We start from the raw sequence: 15,557 nt of genomic DNA, 5'->3' as shown, positions 1-15,557 counted from the left end.
AACTGCCCGCCGGATGAGTGTCCGGACGTTGAATTTTTACCATGTTTCTTGCCAGTCCGTGGCTGACCTACCCCCAGACCAGCATGATCATGGGCACGGCCACTACTGTCACCAGAACTGACATGGGTAGCCCCAGACGCCAATAGTCTCCGAACCGGTACCCTCCCGGCTCCATAACCAGCGCATTGGACTGATGGCCGATGGGCGTCAGGAATGCACAGGATGCTCCCACGGCAACAGCCATCAACACCGCGTCGGAGGCCATGCCCAGCTCCGCCGACAGGCTGAGTGCAATAGGTGCCACAAGGATCGCCGCAGCCGCGTTATTAACCACGTTGGACAGCAGCATGGTGCCCACCAATACCACCGTAAGTACAACGGCCGGTGCCAGCCCTTCACTCAGCGCCAGCACCTGCGTGGCAATCAGCTCGGCACCGCCGGTGGTTTCCAGCGCCTGACCAACCGGAATCATTGCGGCAAGCAGAACGATGACTGACCAATCGATGGCCTTGTAGGCGTCAGGGGCGCTAAGCAGGCCCGTCAGCACCATCGACAATGCACAGCCGACCAGTGCCACCGGTGGTGACAGCCAACCGGCGACAATAGTGACGATGGCAGCGATGAACAGGCCACCGGCCAACGGCGCATTGCGATCCCGCCCCAGCCTGAGCCCGCGCTCAGCCAATGGTAGGCATCCCAATCGCTGCAGGGTCCCGCTGAGGGAATCCTCGTGCCCTTGCACTAACAGGATATCCCCGGCCTGAATATGCACATCTCCCAGCCGACGCTTTAACCGGTGCCCCTGACGCGCCAGTGCAACAATGTTAACACCGTGGTATTCCCTCAGGTTAAGGCGGTTGGCCGTCTGCCCTACCAGGCTTGACTCGGGGGTAACCACGACCTCCATAAGCCGCACTTCGCCGGCAGACAGTTCCTTGCGGGATCGGGCTGCGGACTCTTCCTGCGCGGATTCATCACCCTCGTCGTCACTGGCACTGGCAAGGGCGAGCCCCGTGTGATCCAGAAATTCCTGCAGGCTCTCCGTGTCGGCCTCCACCAACAGGACATCACCCTCTTTGAGGACCTTATAGGTGGATGGCGCCAATGACCGGCTTTCTCCCCGGATCAGGGCAAGAACGACCACATCCTCCTCACTGTCAGCGTCGGTTAACAGGTTGTGGAGGGTGCCCCCAGCGTAGGACGATGCCTCGGGCACCTGCAGTTCGGTGACATAATCACCGACACTGAACAGCTTGCCCCCCTCCTCCTCACTATCTTGCCGCTGAGGCGTGAGGCGCCAGCCTGCCAGGGTAATGAACGCTATACCGGCGAGCGTGATTGCTGCGCCGACGGGGGCGAAATCGAACAATCCGAAGGAGCCGGCCTCACGGTAACTGGCGATGATGATATTGGGCGGCGTCCCGATCAGCGTCATGGTGCCTCCCAACAGGGAACCAAAGGCCAGGGGCATCAGCAGCAGGGAGGGCGACCGGCCCGCTTCCCGCGACATCCACACAGCTACCGGCATCAGTAGGGCGAGGGCACCAACGTTGTTGATAAAACCGGAGCAGAGCGCAACCACCCCCGTCAACATCAACACCTGCAGGGTAGGACGATGGCCCACCCGGCCAAGCAAGCGGGCAATACTGTCAACCAATCCCCCATTGACCAGTCCCTGACTGATCACCAACACCGCGGCAACCGTCACTACAGCGGGATGACCGAAACCGGAAAACAGTTCGCCAGAAGGTACCAGCCCTGTTAGAGCAATTGCTAACAGGGCCAACATCGAGACAACGTCAAAACGCAGTCTGTTCCAGATGAACAAACCCAGAGTGGCTATCAGGATGCCAAACACCAACCCCTGTTCCGTACTCACCCAATCCCCCTGTCGGCAAAATTTACAGGTTTTCGCGTCTCAATCCTTCAGTCCATTTCAACTCACTGAAAATACGCGGGCTCTATCATCTGGCACATTACATGAATGTTGTCATGGCAAGGCCTCTTTTACCCGCTCTTCCGGTTGTAACCAGTCACAGGGCAGTGGCCGCGTTTGGCAGTCCCAGCAGCAGTTAACACGTTACTGAAGGTCGTGGTGTCCGTTTTCAAGAACGCCATTTCCAGGAGATCCGCCATGCAGGAAAAACGACCGCTTGTCTGGCTGTCAGCTACCAGCGCCGACAAGCCTCTCAATCCAGCACTTCTATCACAATGGAACATACATCCTTTTGATCTGACCGAGCCACCCCCATTTGGTCTTGCCGGCGCCGGTAAGACCAGGGTTGGGGTGCTGGACCTGAGCACCTATCCGGATCAGGGCACGCCCTATCTGGACCAGTGGATTGAAGCTTTCCAGATCCCTTACTGGGTCGGTATATTGCCGTCCCCTCCCCACCAGAACACACCACCGGGAACACTCATTTCCCGGCACTGCACCGATTATCATACCCTGCCCCTGGACCCAGATCGCTTGAATACGGTCATTGGGCACCTGTGGGGCATGGCCCAACTGCAACGTCAGTCCGGCGCCGAACCCCAAGATAGTTATCGGGAGGCCGCACTGGAAGGCGCATCCCAGGCCATCCGGCAGGTCCGGGCCATGCTTCGGCGATTTGCCAAGACCCAGGAGCCCGTACTGATTTTCGGAGAAAACGGTACTGGCAAAGATACCGCAGCCCGTTTCATCCATGCCCACTCGTCCCGCAGTACGCACCCAATGGTCACCGTCAATTGCGCAGCGTTGCCAGTCTCCCTGACTCAAAGCGAGCTGTTCGGTTATGAGAAAGGCGCTTTTACTCATGCGCTTGACAGTCGCCGTGGTCGTCTGGAATCAGCAGATGGGGGCACCCTGCTCCTGTCGGGAATCGATGAACTGGTGCCCGAGCAGCAATCCGCCATTCTACGGTTCCTGCAGGACGGCCAGATCGAGAGAATCGGGGGTAGCCAGTCCAGGAAGGTGGACGTAAGGGTTATCGCTACCAGCTCCCGCCCCCTGAAGAAACTGGTGGAGACGGAAGAATTCCGGAGCGACGTCTACTATCGGTTAGGCAGCCTGGAGGTGCAACTTCCGGCCTTGCGTGACAGGCCCGAGGACATTCCGATCGTTGCCAACAAACTCCTGGCCAATATCCATACAGCATTCGGAGTCCGCAAACTCAGCAACCAGGCTATGCAGAGCCTCGCGCTGCATGACTGGCCCGGGAACCTGCGCGAGTTACAAAACCGGCTGCGCCAGGCGATGCTGCTCAGTGAGTCGGCCATGATCGAGCCGGCAGATCTGGGCCTGGCTGAACTCACTGCATCCTCGCCGGGGAAGTCTGGCCTCAGCCTTGAAGCCTTCCGCGCAAGGGCCGATCGACAGGCGCTGACTTGCAGCCTCGAGCTTTCCCACCAGAACGTATCCGCGGCCGCACGGATTCTCAATATCTCACGGGTGTCCTTTTATCGATTAATGGATAAATATGGCCCACACAATCAACCCCGCCAGGATAAGCCATTGAGGAACCATCATTAATTAACAGGGAGCAGTAAAAATGGCCAACAGTCATATAACCCCTCTGTTACTGACCACGTTAGTTCTCCCGCTCAGCGCTATCGCTGAGCCGGAGTACGACGACTATGGCCAGAGCCGGGAGGCGGAGACTGCCGGCGACTTCGCAACGGACATCGCCTCCATCACGTCGGATCGGGGGATTGTTACCCGGCCCGGTCGGCTGACCCTTGAACCCTCGTTTTCCCACGCTCACAGCAACTCAACGGTCGTTGCGATAGAGGGTTTCACCGTTATACCCGCCCTGCTGGTCGGACTGATTAATATTTCCGAGATCCAGCGGGATATTTTCGTCACTGCGCTGTCGCTGAAGTATGGCTTCACCAGCAGGTTTGAAGCTGCATTGCGTGTTCCTCATCTGAGCATCAATGAGGACTTGCGAGAACGGCAGGCGTTCCAGGGTACGCCGGTGGATACTGTCAGGGAGTCTACCGGAAGAGGCTTGGGGGACGTGGAGCTCTCGCTCCGTTACCAACTGAACGATGGGCTTGATGGCATGCCCTATATCATCAGTGTACTCCGGGTAAAACCGCCGACAGGGGAAGGCCCCTATGATGTGGAGCAGCGGGTGATTGAGGATAGCGAAGGTAACCCGATTGGCATCGAGCTCAGAGAGCGCCCCACGGGGTCCGGGTTCTGGTCTGTTGAGCCCGGATTCTCCTTTATTTATCCCAGTGATCCCGCCGTGTTGTTTGGCAATCTAAGCTATGTCTGGACTGTAGAGGAAGACCAGGGCATCGAGAATGGAGGTGAGGTGGATCCCGGCGATGTCGTACGCTTCGGTTTCGGTATGGGATTCGCATTTAACGAGAGAACCTCGTTCAGTCTTGGCTATGATCACTCGGTCATCCGCGAAACAACCTTTGAGCAGGACAACAACAACCTGCTGGACGCGAGTTTTAGCCGGATTCAGGTCGGCTCCCTGTCCTTTGGACTTTCCCAGCGCCTCAGTAACAGCACCAGTCTGAGCCTTACGGTCAGCGTCGGGGTGACCGACAACGCACCCAATAGCGAGATCACCCTGAAACTACCCATTAGCCTCTGACTAACTCAGCGCCCCAGGAACTGCATCAGGTGGTCATTCAGACTGTTCGGCAGCTGCGTACCGTTACCGACATTGTTCAATTCGATATTGAGGTGCTGAACATTCTGGATCATGGTCTGGTCCAGGTTATTCTGGATGAGGGTCATCCAACCGGAAGAATCACTCAGGTCGCCTGACACCCGTGAACCGATTTTCTGGTCCGGCCCTGCCACCTGCAATACAGTCTCCATATGGTGCTCCACGGTACCATCACGGACGGCCTGATTCAGGTTGGGAATGGTCAATCGGTTCACCACCAGAGTATCGCCATTCACTGACACGATCTGCTCCAGACCAATAGCGATCTCCAGATTGCCCATTTCAAATCCCCCCCTCAGTTTGGCCAATTCGGGGTCAGCCAGAGGGGTGACAGGTAACACAAGTTCGGCCCGGAGTGTCGGATTCCAGAGTAAACATGCCAGTGCAGCCACGATCAATAATCTTCCCGATTTCATGATGTCACCACTCCCTAGACGAAGGCCAATAAGGCAATGTATGCCCCAGCGACGTATCACCCTGCCCCTTTTGCAGGGGAGCCCGGGCGACCTGTGGCCAATTGCCATCCCCCAGGAACGACTCCCGGCCTTGCTGGAGATGGCTCCGGATGACGAAGGCTGTTCCATCCCAGTACTCCTCGAACTGTCGATACGAGTAGACTTTCAGCCCGCGGGCCGGGTCACCCACCAGCACCTCGGTATCACTGATCCCCTTGATCACGACAAAGTGCCTGAAGCCGTCCAGATTGAGCAGCACAATGGTGGGTAGACGCACTTTTTCCTTGAGCCCTGACAACGGCATGCGAAAGCCATCGGCCCGATAGCCCTCGGATTCCAGAAACCGCTTCATATCCAACATCGAAAACCCTTCCTGGCGGACCTTTTCCTCGTCTGCCAGTTTCAGCATGGAAAAGAAAACATCCTGTTCCGATACCCTGTGGCTATAGTGGTAGGACAACAACGAGGCGAGTGCAGCCGAACCACAGCTGAAATCGTACTGTTGCCGCAAAATAGTGGAAAACCGCCGCTCCTGATAGTTTGTGACACTGACGCTTACATCACCGCCGATGCCCGGCACCATTACAGAACCGGCAAATGCGGTGGACCACAGCAGCCCGACTCCCACACACAAGATTGTCAGCGTGCGTGCAGCCATGACCCACCTCCTTCCTGTTTAATGGTTAATCATTACGTTGATCTGGGTGCTGTCCTGAATGACCACCTGGTTCCCGGTATTCTGGATCACCGTGGCAACCCCATTCATATTGTCAAATGCATGGTCCGAGATAATGTTATCCCCCGTAACCACATGACCTGACAGCAGGTTGTCGGAAACTGCGGCATTCTGCTGGGTATCGTTGATCTGCCATTGCAACGGAATACCCTGACGCCCGCTGGCATCCGACAACTGATCAGCAGAGAGAGTTTCGCCCGCCAACCAGTCCTCAGCCTGGGCTTGCACTCCCCATCCCAACGCCAGCATCAACAGGGCAGCGCCCAGTTTGCATCTGATGACATTACCCATGTTCGTTCTCCCGGGTAACGGGGCCGCACCCGGTATGGGTGCGGCCAGTTACCATCAGTTGCCACTGGTACTCAGGTTGGACATCACACTGACGTTCGCCTGTGTGACATTGCCTGTGCCAGCACTCTGGGCAAAGGCCCCTACACCGGTGTAGTTTGCAGAACCACCGGAAATCTCATTGTGGTTGGTCACTGCGGCCATACCACCCTTATCACCGTCAAGGGCGTTGACAGTCGCAACACCTGAAACAGTACCATCCAGATCGGCTTCGTTCAGGAACACATGCAGATCCAGGTCGGTAGTGCTGTTATCGGAGTTGTCCGAATTGTCATTACCACTGTCCGCAATCTTGAACGAATCGTTGATGCTGTTATCGGAGTTGTCATTACCGCTGTCAGCAACATCAACATTGGTGCTGTTGTCCGACTCGTCGTTACCGCTGTCCTTGATCTTGAACGAATCAGTCACATTAGTGCTGTTATCGTCGTTATCGTTCGCGCTATCCGAAACGTTGGTGCTGTTGTTTGAGTTATCAGTGGAGTTGTCATTGCCGCTGTCTGCGACGTCCACATCAGTGCTATTGTCCGAATTGTCGTTGGCGCTATCAGCCACATTGGTGCTGTTGTCTGAACTATCCGTGGAGTTGTCATTGCCGCTGTCCGCAACGTCCACATTGGTTGAGTTGTCCGAATTGTCATTCGCACTATCGGCAACGTTGGCGGCAAAGCTTCCATCATCAGCGTTGGTGTTCGGGCTGCCATCGCCGCCCTGATCGGCCACGGCGGTTCCATACAGCCCGAGTCCCATAGCAATAGCAATCGCTAGCAAGCTCTTTCTGGTTTTCATGACATACCTTCCTTATCCATGGTTTCAGCTTCGAAAGGATCCGCTCCACCTGAACTGACTACCGTCAACACATGGTCAGACCCGCCCCTATACCTCAGCGATTACCGTGCCAGCTTTTCTTAATAAAATTTAACGTGCTGTTTTAAAAGGGCTTTTACTGAATTAAGGTGGGGCTTTAAGCAATGACTGGTTATTAAAACTGTTTCAACACTGAAACAGCATTTACGGCGCATGCGCTCAATGCGGATAGTTTATGCAGGAAATTCAGAAATATAGAGAAAACGATCAGTGTTAAAAAAACAAAACCCCGCACCAGGGCGGGGTTTTGGGATTCAGCCAGGGACTTTTTCCCCCGGCCGACAGACACCTGACCGTTCGATTAACCGAACTGGTTCATGGTGTTGTCTTTACCACCAGCTTTCAGAGCCGCATCACCTGCGAAGAACTCTTTGTGGTCGTCACCGATGTTGGAACCAGCCATATCCTGGTGCTTAACGGTGGCGATACCCTGACGGATTTCCTTACGCTGAACGCCTGCTACGTAGGCCAGCATGCCTTCGTCACCGAAGTAGCCTTTGGCCAGGTTGTCGGTGGACAGGGCTGCAGTGTGGTACGTCGGCAGCGTGATCAGGTGGTGGAAGATACCTGCTTCGCGTGAACCGTCACGCTGGAAGTTACGGCACCACTCGTCTGCCAGCTGACCCAGCTCGGTGTTGTCGTACTCTTCGCTCATCAGCTTGGCGCGGTCGTAGGCAGATACATCCTTGCCTTCTTCCTGCCATGCGTCGAATACCTGCTGACGGAAGTTCAGAGTCCAGTTGAAGGACGGGCTGTTGTTGTAAACCAGCTTGGCGTCGGGTACCACTTCCTTGATGCGGTTAACCATGGAAGCAATCTGGCCAACGTGCGGCTTCTCGGTTTCGATCCACAGCAGGTCAGCGCCGTTCTGCAGGCTGGTGATACAGTCCAGAACCACACGGTCCTCGCCGGTGCCCGGCTTGAACTGGAACAGGCCAGAAGCCAGACGCTTCGGACGAACCAGCTGGCCCTTCTGCTTGATAACAACGTCGCCGTTGTTGATGTCTTCAGCCTTCTCGATAACTTCGCCATCGATGAAGCTGTTGTACTGGTCACCCAGATCACCCGGCTCGTTGGTCACCGCAATCTTCTGGGTCAGGCCTGCGCCCAGGGAGTCAGTACGGGCAACGATAACACCGTCGTCCACACCCAGTTCCAGGAACGCCAGACGTACGGCGTTGATCTTGGACAGGAAGTCCGCGTGAGGAACGGTTACTTTACCGTCCTGGTGGCCACACTGCTTCTCGTCAGAAACCTGGTTCTCGATCTGGATACAGCAAGCGCCCGCTTCAATCATCTGCTTGGCCAGCAGGTAGGTCGCTTCGGCGTTACCGAAACCAGCGTCGATGTCAGCAATGATCGGCACAACGTGAGTTTCGTGGTTGTCGATCTGCTTGATCAGCTCTTCAGCTTTGGCAGTGTCGCCGGCGTTCTCAGCTTCTTCCAGAGCACGGAACAGGTGGTTCAGTTCCCAGGCATCCGCCTGACGCAGGAAGGTGTACAGCTCTTCGATCAGACCAGATACAGCGGTCTTCTCGTGCATGGACTGGTCAGGCAGCGGACCGAACTCGGAGCGCAGGGCAGCAACCATCCAGCCAGACAGGTACAGGTAACGACGCTTGGTGGTACCGAAGTGCTTCTTGATGGACAGCATCTTCTGCTGGCCAATGAAGCCGTGCCAGCAGCCCAGAGACTGGGTGTACTGGGAAGTGTCGTTGTCGTAGTTCGCCATGTCTTCGCGCATGATCTTGGCGGTGTACTTGGCGATATCCAGACCGGTCTTGAACTTGTTCTGAGCGCGCATGCGGGCTGCGTGCTTCGGATTGATGGCGTTCCAGGTCGGGTTTTGCTTCAGGATAGAAGCAATGGCGTCAACGTCTTTTGCGTATGGCATGATCTCAGTCCTGTCGTTTAGGGTTTGAGGTGCTCTTCATCAGAAGCAGAATACTACTCCAGTGAGCCAACAACCCGCTCAAAAATCGCTCAGGCTGCTGACGATGGAAGCTACTTTAGTACCTTTGAATTTATAATTGAAATTTATATTATCTATTTTCGGCATTTTCCTGGTGAATGATCAAGACAGCCAGAATAAACACACCTGGCCCCGATCCTGCTGCCTCGCCATTCGGCGTCAGGTATTCGCCATCACAACCAACTGGTCATCCGGCTGAAGGTCCAGAAACCGCTTGCGCGGTGGATTTAATTCCAGGCGCCTGCCATCTGAGCCCCCACTGTGTCGAAACACTCCCAATGCCAGTTCGCCTCGCTCTGACAGGATTCGCTCCAGCAGATGAAAATCGACACTCGCGGGCAACGGGTAATCCCGAGGATCACGAAACTGTATTTCCGCACCACCCACGGTAAACAGTTCGTCGAGCACTACCCGCAATTCCCTTCGCAAGGCCACCTGCGCCAGGACATGGCTGAGAATCATCGGGCTGATCATCATCTCACTCTGGTGACCGCATAACAGATGGCGATTGTCAGGATCGCTCAGCTCCATGATTATCTGAGGCCTGCGGTAGCTCTCGGCAAGAATATCTTCCAGTTGCAGATACCCCACCATCGCCCGGGCATCGGCCTCCTCACCTGAAGCCAGGCGGTCACTACTCAGCAGGATGACGGCGTCGTAATCGGCAGGGCGGACATTGCGCAATTCATCCTCGACCATATAATCCGCCTCAATATGATGGCAGGTGACCTGGTGGTGATCCTGTATGTACCTGGCGATATCCCGCTCCCTTTCTGTCGCCGACACGACAGAAACAATATCCACATTAAACGGCTGCCGCACATAACTGCCAAACTCCGCAATCAAACTGGGCACCCGGCGATTCCACCCCAACACCAGCACCGTACGAGGACGGCCTGCGGTCTTGTGAAGGTACCGACCGGGTTCCCCCCGGGTAATGACGGACAACGGAGCGAGCTTGGAATTGGCTTCAGTTTCCGAATAATCGCGGGCCAGCATGATGACCCGATCCGTCATTTCAATCGGAGTATCTGAGGGGGCAACCAGTCGCACATCCCAACTGCTCCCTCTCGGCTTCAGAATCCCCAGCACAACAGCCAACGGACGTTGGGCCGCGATTTCTCCCAGAGTCATACCAGCAACGGACTCACCGCCACGCACATAGATTTCATTCCCTTCACCAGCGGTGAGGAGTTCGTTGTAAACCTCGGATAATCCCGGATGCAGGATATTCTGTACCATCAACCGACTGATGGTGGCATCGCCACCCACCACTTCTACCGCCCCCGGGTAGGCGCGCTCGATGACCGGATGCTTGCGGATATCCTGAATTTCCGCCACTACAAAAGGCAGGGGGGCGCCGAAATGCCGCGCCTGGGCCGCAATCGACAACAATGCCTTGACCGTTTCCACATCGGAGGTCACCAGCGTGCCCGCCTCATGGACAGCACTGGGAACAATCACCGCCGCTGCGTCCAGGCAGGCGACCCGATGCAACGCGTCCGGCTGGATGGCCAACCCGGCGCGCAGAATAACTCGACGAGCCTTACCCCTGATGCCCGGCTCGTTCCTCAATTCATGGACCTGTAACGCCGAAGCATGTTCCGAGAGCACCACCAGATTGAGCGTCTGGGTATCGTGCTTTTCCAGAAACCGGCGCATTCGCCCCGACGAGCCCAGCAGTTCAGAAAGCAGCGGCAGGGTCTGACTGGTCCAGCCCAGTACCACCACGTGATTCTTCAGGGTGACCGGTGTCAGCCCGCGCTCGAGATCAGCCATCTTGGCGATCAACCAGCGGGTCAGGATCGCCACCAGCGTGCCCATGAAAACCACGTAACCACTGATGGTCAGCAGCGTGGACACGAACCTCTGCCAGGTGCCGACATCGTCCCCCAGATACCCCGGGTCGGTCAGACGCAGGAAAGCCCACCAGATGGCCGAGCCGGTGGTGTCAAAGGCATCGTCCTGGGGCATCACCAGCAAACCGCCAATCAGAGAGATCAGACCGATGAACACGCCGACCACCAGCAACTGAAATCCCGCCCCCTTAACCAGCTGACGTTCTACAATAAATTTGATTCGATCAATAATGCGAAATGGCAGCATGTGGCTTCCTTTTGCCCCTGGATGCAAAACACACGTAGCATAGCGTAATAACACTGACGAAGGTCCCGAAGAGCATGAAGCGGCGCCTGATTTCCAACGGAATCGTTCTTGGCATCACCCTGACCATCTCGGGCGCCCTGGCTCCCCATGCCTTATCCAGCAATGCTCACCTTCCCCAACCCTGGCGACAGGATGCAGTGGTTCAGGGGCGGGATGAGGCCTACAACACCGAACGCTTCCTCCATGAACTGACGTTTGATCACCTGCAGGCAATCCCGGCCGTCACGGATAACGGCATCAGAGGCACCGGGGGAAGTGTCAGTAGCCGACGCCTGTATCTGGATTTCCGTTTCCGCAACGACTTCGGGTTTGACCACGACCGGCAAGGGTTCCTGCTCGATATCCAGCGCAGCGAGGACCTGGACGGAGCCTACCAACGCCAGCTAGTGGGTTTCCGCCATAACCTGACGGACCGCACGGAGCTGTGGATTCAGGGGGACGTGTTCTCCAATAAATCAGAGTCTGACGTCTATTTCAGTGCCCGCCAATATCTCAACGGAAACAGCTGGATTCATGGCAGCTGGATCCTGCCGGACACGTATTTCAATGACAAATCCGATACCGACGACGAGTTCATTCACAAGCCCCAGAGTTTTTTCATGCAATGGCACCAGGCGCCGGAAGCGACACACCCGACCCTCGGCACTACAGCCTCCCTCACAGTGTCACCAAAGTCCGAGTTTCTGAGCCGAACCGAAAACCTGCAAGTGGTAAACGAATCCCTCAAGGCCGCGCTGACCCATCGCTTCCGCTGGAATAACTGGCGCTGGCACCTGGAAGTCAGCGGCGAACGGACACGCCGGGACTACCAGCTATTCGGCGCAGATAAGCCGGCTTCCTCCGCCTTCTCCCGCGACCACATCAAGCTGGATAGCCGCGTGACGGATACCGGACGACGCTTTCATCCCCATATCGGTCTGTCATACCTTGACCTGGATGAGGAAGGATTCTTCGGCAGGGCGCTGAACGATATCGGATCCGTCCGGCGCCGGGAGCCCACTGTATACGGCGGCTTATCCCTTCCATTATCTCCCAGGTCCCGGTTATCCCCGGGGCTATATCTGAGCACTCCCGACATTCGCCAGAGCTTTGCCGAGAACCGCGACCGCCGCCATCATGGCTTTACCGGCAAGCTTGCGCTGCCGTTCGAAACCATCATTTCCAAACAGGATCATGCGGTACTGACACTGAACCCGACATTCTACTTGCACAAATTCGGGTTCGGCGGCGGCAACCTTCAACTGCACTGGCCAATGTAACGGTTTCAGGGAACGCACTACCGGCTGGGCCGGGCCCTGACCGCGGTCAGGGCGGCCTCCAGGGAGGAGTAGAAACTGCTGACACCCTCAACAGGTCCTACGCCGGCCCGCGCCAGGGTTTTCAGCGGCTGGAACTGAAGATCGGCGACCACGATCCGGGTGCCTTCTGCCTGGCAGACCTCAACCAGCTTGTTCAGGGCCGACAACCCGCCAGCGTCCAGGACCGTTACACCGTCCATGTAAAGGATAAAGCCACGGGCATTACGGGACAGACCGGCCAATTCGCCAAAGATACGATCAGCCGCCGCGAAGAACAGCGGACCATTGATCTTGAAGACCTGCCAGCCCTCAGGCAGTCCGGCGCTCACTATGCGCTGGTTGCCGGTAATATCCGTGACCCTGGTCATCTGAGCCATTTCCCGCATGAACAGAACGGCCGCCAGCAGGATACCGGTGGTAATGGCGATCACCATGTCCAGTGCCACGGTCAGGGAAAAACAGGTGAGGAAAACCAGCACATCGCTCCTCGGAGCGGTTTTCAGCAGGTGCACCGATTTCGGCGCTTCACTCATGTTCCAGGCCACCATGATCAACAACGAGGCCATGGCCGCCATCGGCAGGTACGCCAACAATGGGGACAGAAAAACCAGGGCCAGCAACACCACAGCAGCGTGAATCATCGCCGCCACCGGCGACTCGGCTCCAGCCTTGTAGTTGGCAGCGGAACGGGCGATTGCAGCCGTTGCCGTAATCCCTCCAAAGAACGGGGTGACAATGTTGCCAATGCCCTGGCCGAGCAACTCGCTGTTGGCACTGTGGCGTTTTCCGGTCATGCCATCGAGTACAACCGCGCATAACAGGGATTCAATGGCGCCAAGCATGGCAATAGCAAACGCCGCTGGCAGCAGCTCCTGCACCATGGTCCAACTGATGCCGAGTGGGTGGCCCTCAGCATCCGGGCGCAGCCAGGGCCAGTTAAATTCCGGCAGGAAGGGGGGAATACCGGTCCCCGCTGAACCGCCAGGCATCAGATAGCTGAAACGGGAACCGATCGTTGCAATGTCGGCACCGTTGGTGTTCAGAAACAGTGCCAGCAGACTGCCAAACAGCACAGCAGGCAGGTGGGGCGGGATAGGCGTTCTCAGGCGGGGCCACAGCAGCATAACGGCCAGTGTCGTGACCGCCACCAGTGTACTCATGGCATCCACGCCTGGCAGCGCCTGAGCCAGCGCAGCAAGTTTGTCCCAGAAATGCTCGGGCATGGTCTCCAGGCTCAGCCCGAAAAAGTCTTTTACCTGCAGAGTTGCAATGACTACAGCAATACCGCCAGTGAACCCCAGCGTGACGGATTCCGGAATATACTCAATGAACCGCCCCAGACGCATAAGCGCCATGATCACCAGCAGCACACCGGACATCAGCGTCGCCAGCAACAGGCCACCCAGACCATGGGATTGCGCAATGGGATAAAGGATGACAACAAACGCAGCGGTCGGCCCTGAGATACTGAACCGGCTGCCGCCCAACAGGGCGATCAGGAAACCGGCAATGAATGCGGTATAAAGCCCGTATTGGGGCGGAACACCACTGGCGATGGCCAGAGCCATGGCCAGCGGAATGGCAATAATCCCCACCGTCAACCCGGCCATCACATCCCGGGACAGGCGCCGGCCAGTGTAAGGCTCATAGAGACAGGCCTCCCGGAAGGCGTGTGCCAGTCGCAGGGAAAACAGGTGGGCGCGGTGCGGCATGAAGGTTCTCGACTGTTGAATCAGCTATGCTTACATTATATTCTCATCATAATGTCATTCAATGTTAATCTGATTAACATATGATGTATGCAAGACCCGCCAACAACTGCACGAGCGTGATGAACAACCATGGAAAACCGTACAGCCCGCCTGACCCTGCTGATAGATCCCCAAAAGAAAGCCGCCTTTGAAGCCCTGTGCAAAGAAGAGGATGTCACACCATCACAGAAGGTCCGGCAGTTCATTCGCGAATACGTGGAAGCGAGACTTGGTGAAAACTGGCGAGAAAACCCACCTGAAAGCTGACAACCGAATGTGTTTCGTGGTCGTATAGAGAACCATGAATGCCTTGCGCCTGACCCTGCTGCTTACATACCTGCTCCTTGCGGGCTGCACGGCCCTGCCCAGCCATCGGACGCAGGTGCTGCCGCCGCAAACGCAATACGATGCCATCATCACGAATGGCAAAGGGGCTTTGCTCTCTATTAACCAGCTGGCCAGCCAGCTGCGGGCTGCCGACGTGATCGTCATCGGGGAATATCACGGCCACCACGGTTCCCACCTGCTGCAATCGTTGCTCCAGTCCGCGCTATACCAACAGCGCCCGCATCAGGTGCTGACTATGGAACAGTTCACTCTGGACCATCAGCAGGAACTGGATCGCTACCTGGCCGGACTGTCCGGAGAATCCGAGCTGATTGCCGATGCCCGGGCCTGGTCGAATTACAAGGCCTCCTATCGCCCCCTGGTGGAGTTTTCCAAGTCCCGGAACATTCCGGTCGTTGCCGCCAACGCCCCCGCGGATACCGTTCGTTGTATCGGACGCCAGGGTGAGGTCTACCTGGATTCTCTGGAAATGGCTGAGCGCAGCCAGTTACCAAAGTCGCCGTTCACAGACACCCCAGCTTACCGGGAGAAATTCTTTGACACCCTGGGGAAAAACCACAGCTCCGGCACCGATGCCCGCTTTGAAAACAGCTACAAGGCCCAGCTCCTGCGGGATAACACCATGGCAGACCAGGTAATCCAGGCGCTGCGGGACTACCCCGGTCACCAGGTAATTCACCTGACGGGCACCTTCCACGCTGAAAGTCGCCTGGGCATGGTGGCCGTACTGGAGAAGAAACGCCCAGATTTATCCGTGGCCGTTATCAGTCCGGCGTTCTGGCAGCCCGGGGATGACTTCCAGGGCCTGGTCGAAGCCCATCAGCAGAAAGGGGATTTTCTGTACTTCCTGCAGCCCCTGCCGCAGGAATACACAGACAACGAGCGCCGCAGGAATGCCATCCGGGAGCAGTTTCGCCAGGCCGCGGACATATCCTGCGACTGA

At 56.8% G+C, this 15,557-nt stretch carries 13 protein-coding genes; 5 read left to right on the top strand and 8 right to left on the bottom strand.

The window, feature by feature from the left end; translation table 11 throughout:
• Window positions 1-67 precede the first annotated feature (67 nt).
• Window positions 68-1,879, bottom strand: a complete 1,812-nt coding sequence (locus Q0Y21_RS00635) for an SLC13 family permease (RefSeq protein ID WP_297790550.1) — start codon at window positions 1,877-1,879, stop codon at window positions 68-70.
• A 255-nt stretch (window positions 1,880-2,134) separates the two neighbouring features.
• On the opposite strand from Q0Y21_RS00635, the gene Q0Y21_RS00630 reads away from it, so the two are divergent.
• Together Q0Y21_RS00630 and Q0Y21_RS00625 are read left to right on the top strand one after the other, a co-directional pair.
• Complete coding sequence (locus tag Q0Y21_RS00630) at window positions 2,135-3,514, top strand: sigma-54 dependent transcriptional regulator (RefSeq protein ID WP_297790548.1); 1,380 nt, start codon at window positions 2,135-2,137, stop codon at window positions 3,512-3,514.
• Window positions 3,515-3,533: 19 nt separating this feature from the next.
• Complete coding sequence (locus Q0Y21_RS00625) at window positions 3,534-4,595, top strand: transporter (protein ID WP_297790546.1); 1,062 nt, start codon at window positions 3,534-3,536, stop codon at window positions 4,593-4,595.
• Window positions 4,596-4,600: 5 nt separating this feature from the next.
• On the opposite strand, the gene Q0Y21_RS00620 is transcribed toward Q0Y21_RS00625, so the two are convergent.
• The 6 genes from Q0Y21_RS00620 to Q0Y21_RS00595 form a co-directional block, all read right to left on the bottom strand.
• Entirely contained in the window at window positions 4,601-4,954 is a 354-nt protein-coding gene (locus Q0Y21_RS00620; protein ID WP_297790544.1) for a hypothetical protein, read from the bottom strand.
• A gap of 139 nt (window positions 4,955-5,093) precedes the next feature.
• Complete coding sequence (locus Q0Y21_RS00615; RefSeq protein ID WP_297790542.1) at window positions 5,094-5,786, bottom strand: C39 family peptidase; 693 nt, start codon at window positions 5,784-5,786, stop codon at window positions 5,094-5,096.
• Between the two features lie 18 nt (window positions 5,787-5,804).
• A complete protein-coding gene (locus tag Q0Y21_RS00610; protein WP_297790540.1) occupies window positions 5,805-6,155 on the bottom strand; it encodes a hypothetical protein in 351 nt (116 codons plus the stop codon).
• A 54-nt stretch (window positions 6,156-6,209) separates the two neighbouring features.
• On the bottom strand, window positions 6,210-7,001 hold the full coding sequence (locus Q0Y21_RS00605; RefSeq protein ID WP_297790538.1) for a dentin sialophosphoprotein: 792 nt from the start codon (window positions 6,999-7,001) through the stop codon (window positions 6,210-6,212).
• A 379-nt stretch (window positions 7,002-7,380) separates the two neighbouring features.
• Complete coding sequence (locus tag Q0Y21_RS00600) at window positions 7,381-8,973, bottom strand: isocitrate lyase (RefSeq protein WP_297790536.1); 1,593 nt, start codon at window positions 8,971-8,973, stop codon at window positions 7,381-7,383.
• A 237-nt stretch (window positions 8,974-9,210) separates the two neighbouring features.
• Window positions 9,211-11,157, bottom strand: coding sequence for an ion channel DMI1 (locus Q0Y21_RS00595; RefSeq protein ID WP_297790534.1), 1,947 nt, complete (start codon window positions 11,155-11,157; stop codon window positions 9,211-9,213).
• A 74-nt stretch (window positions 11,158-11,231) separates the two neighbouring features.
• Here Q0Y21_RS00595 and Q0Y21_RS00590 point away from each other — a divergent pair, with 74 nt between their 5' ends.
• On the top strand, window positions 11,232-12,476 hold the full coding sequence (locus Q0Y21_RS00590; RefSeq protein ID WP_297790532.1) for a hypothetical protein: 1,245 nt from the start codon (window positions 11,232-11,234) through the stop codon (window positions 12,474-12,476).
• A 17-nt stretch (window positions 12,477-12,493) separates the two neighbouring features.
• Here the strand turns inward: Q0Y21_RS00590 and dauA are convergent, their stop codons facing one another.
• Window positions 12,494-14,227, bottom strand: a complete 1,734-nt coding sequence (dauA, locus tag Q0Y21_RS00585) for a C4-dicarboxylic acid transporter DauA (RefSeq protein ID WP_297790530.1) — start codon at window positions 14,225-14,227, stop codon at window positions 12,494-12,496.
• A 129-nt stretch (window positions 14,228-14,356) separates the two neighbouring features.
• Here dauA and Q0Y21_RS00580 point away from each other — a divergent pair, with 129 nt between their 5' ends.
• Window positions 14,357-14,533 (top strand): CopG family transcriptional regulator, encoded by a 177-nt coding sequence (locus Q0Y21_RS00580; protein ID WP_297790528.1) that lies wholly within the window; start codon window positions 14,357-14,359, stop codon window positions 14,531-14,533.
• Window positions 14,534-14,567: 34 nt separating this feature from the next.
• Complete coding sequence (locus Q0Y21_RS00575) at window positions 14,568-15,557, top strand: ChaN family lipoprotein (RefSeq protein WP_297790526.1); 990 nt, start codon at window positions 14,568-14,570, stop codon at window positions 15,555-15,557.

It is taken from the genome of uncultured Marinobacter sp., from assembly GCF_947259545.1.
Classification (GTDB): Bacteria; Pseudomonadota; Gammaproteobacteria; order Pseudomonadales; family Oleiphilaceae; genus Marinobacter.
Note: the sequence above shows the minus strand (reverse complement) of the source record. Positions and strands in the feature narration are given on the sequence as shown.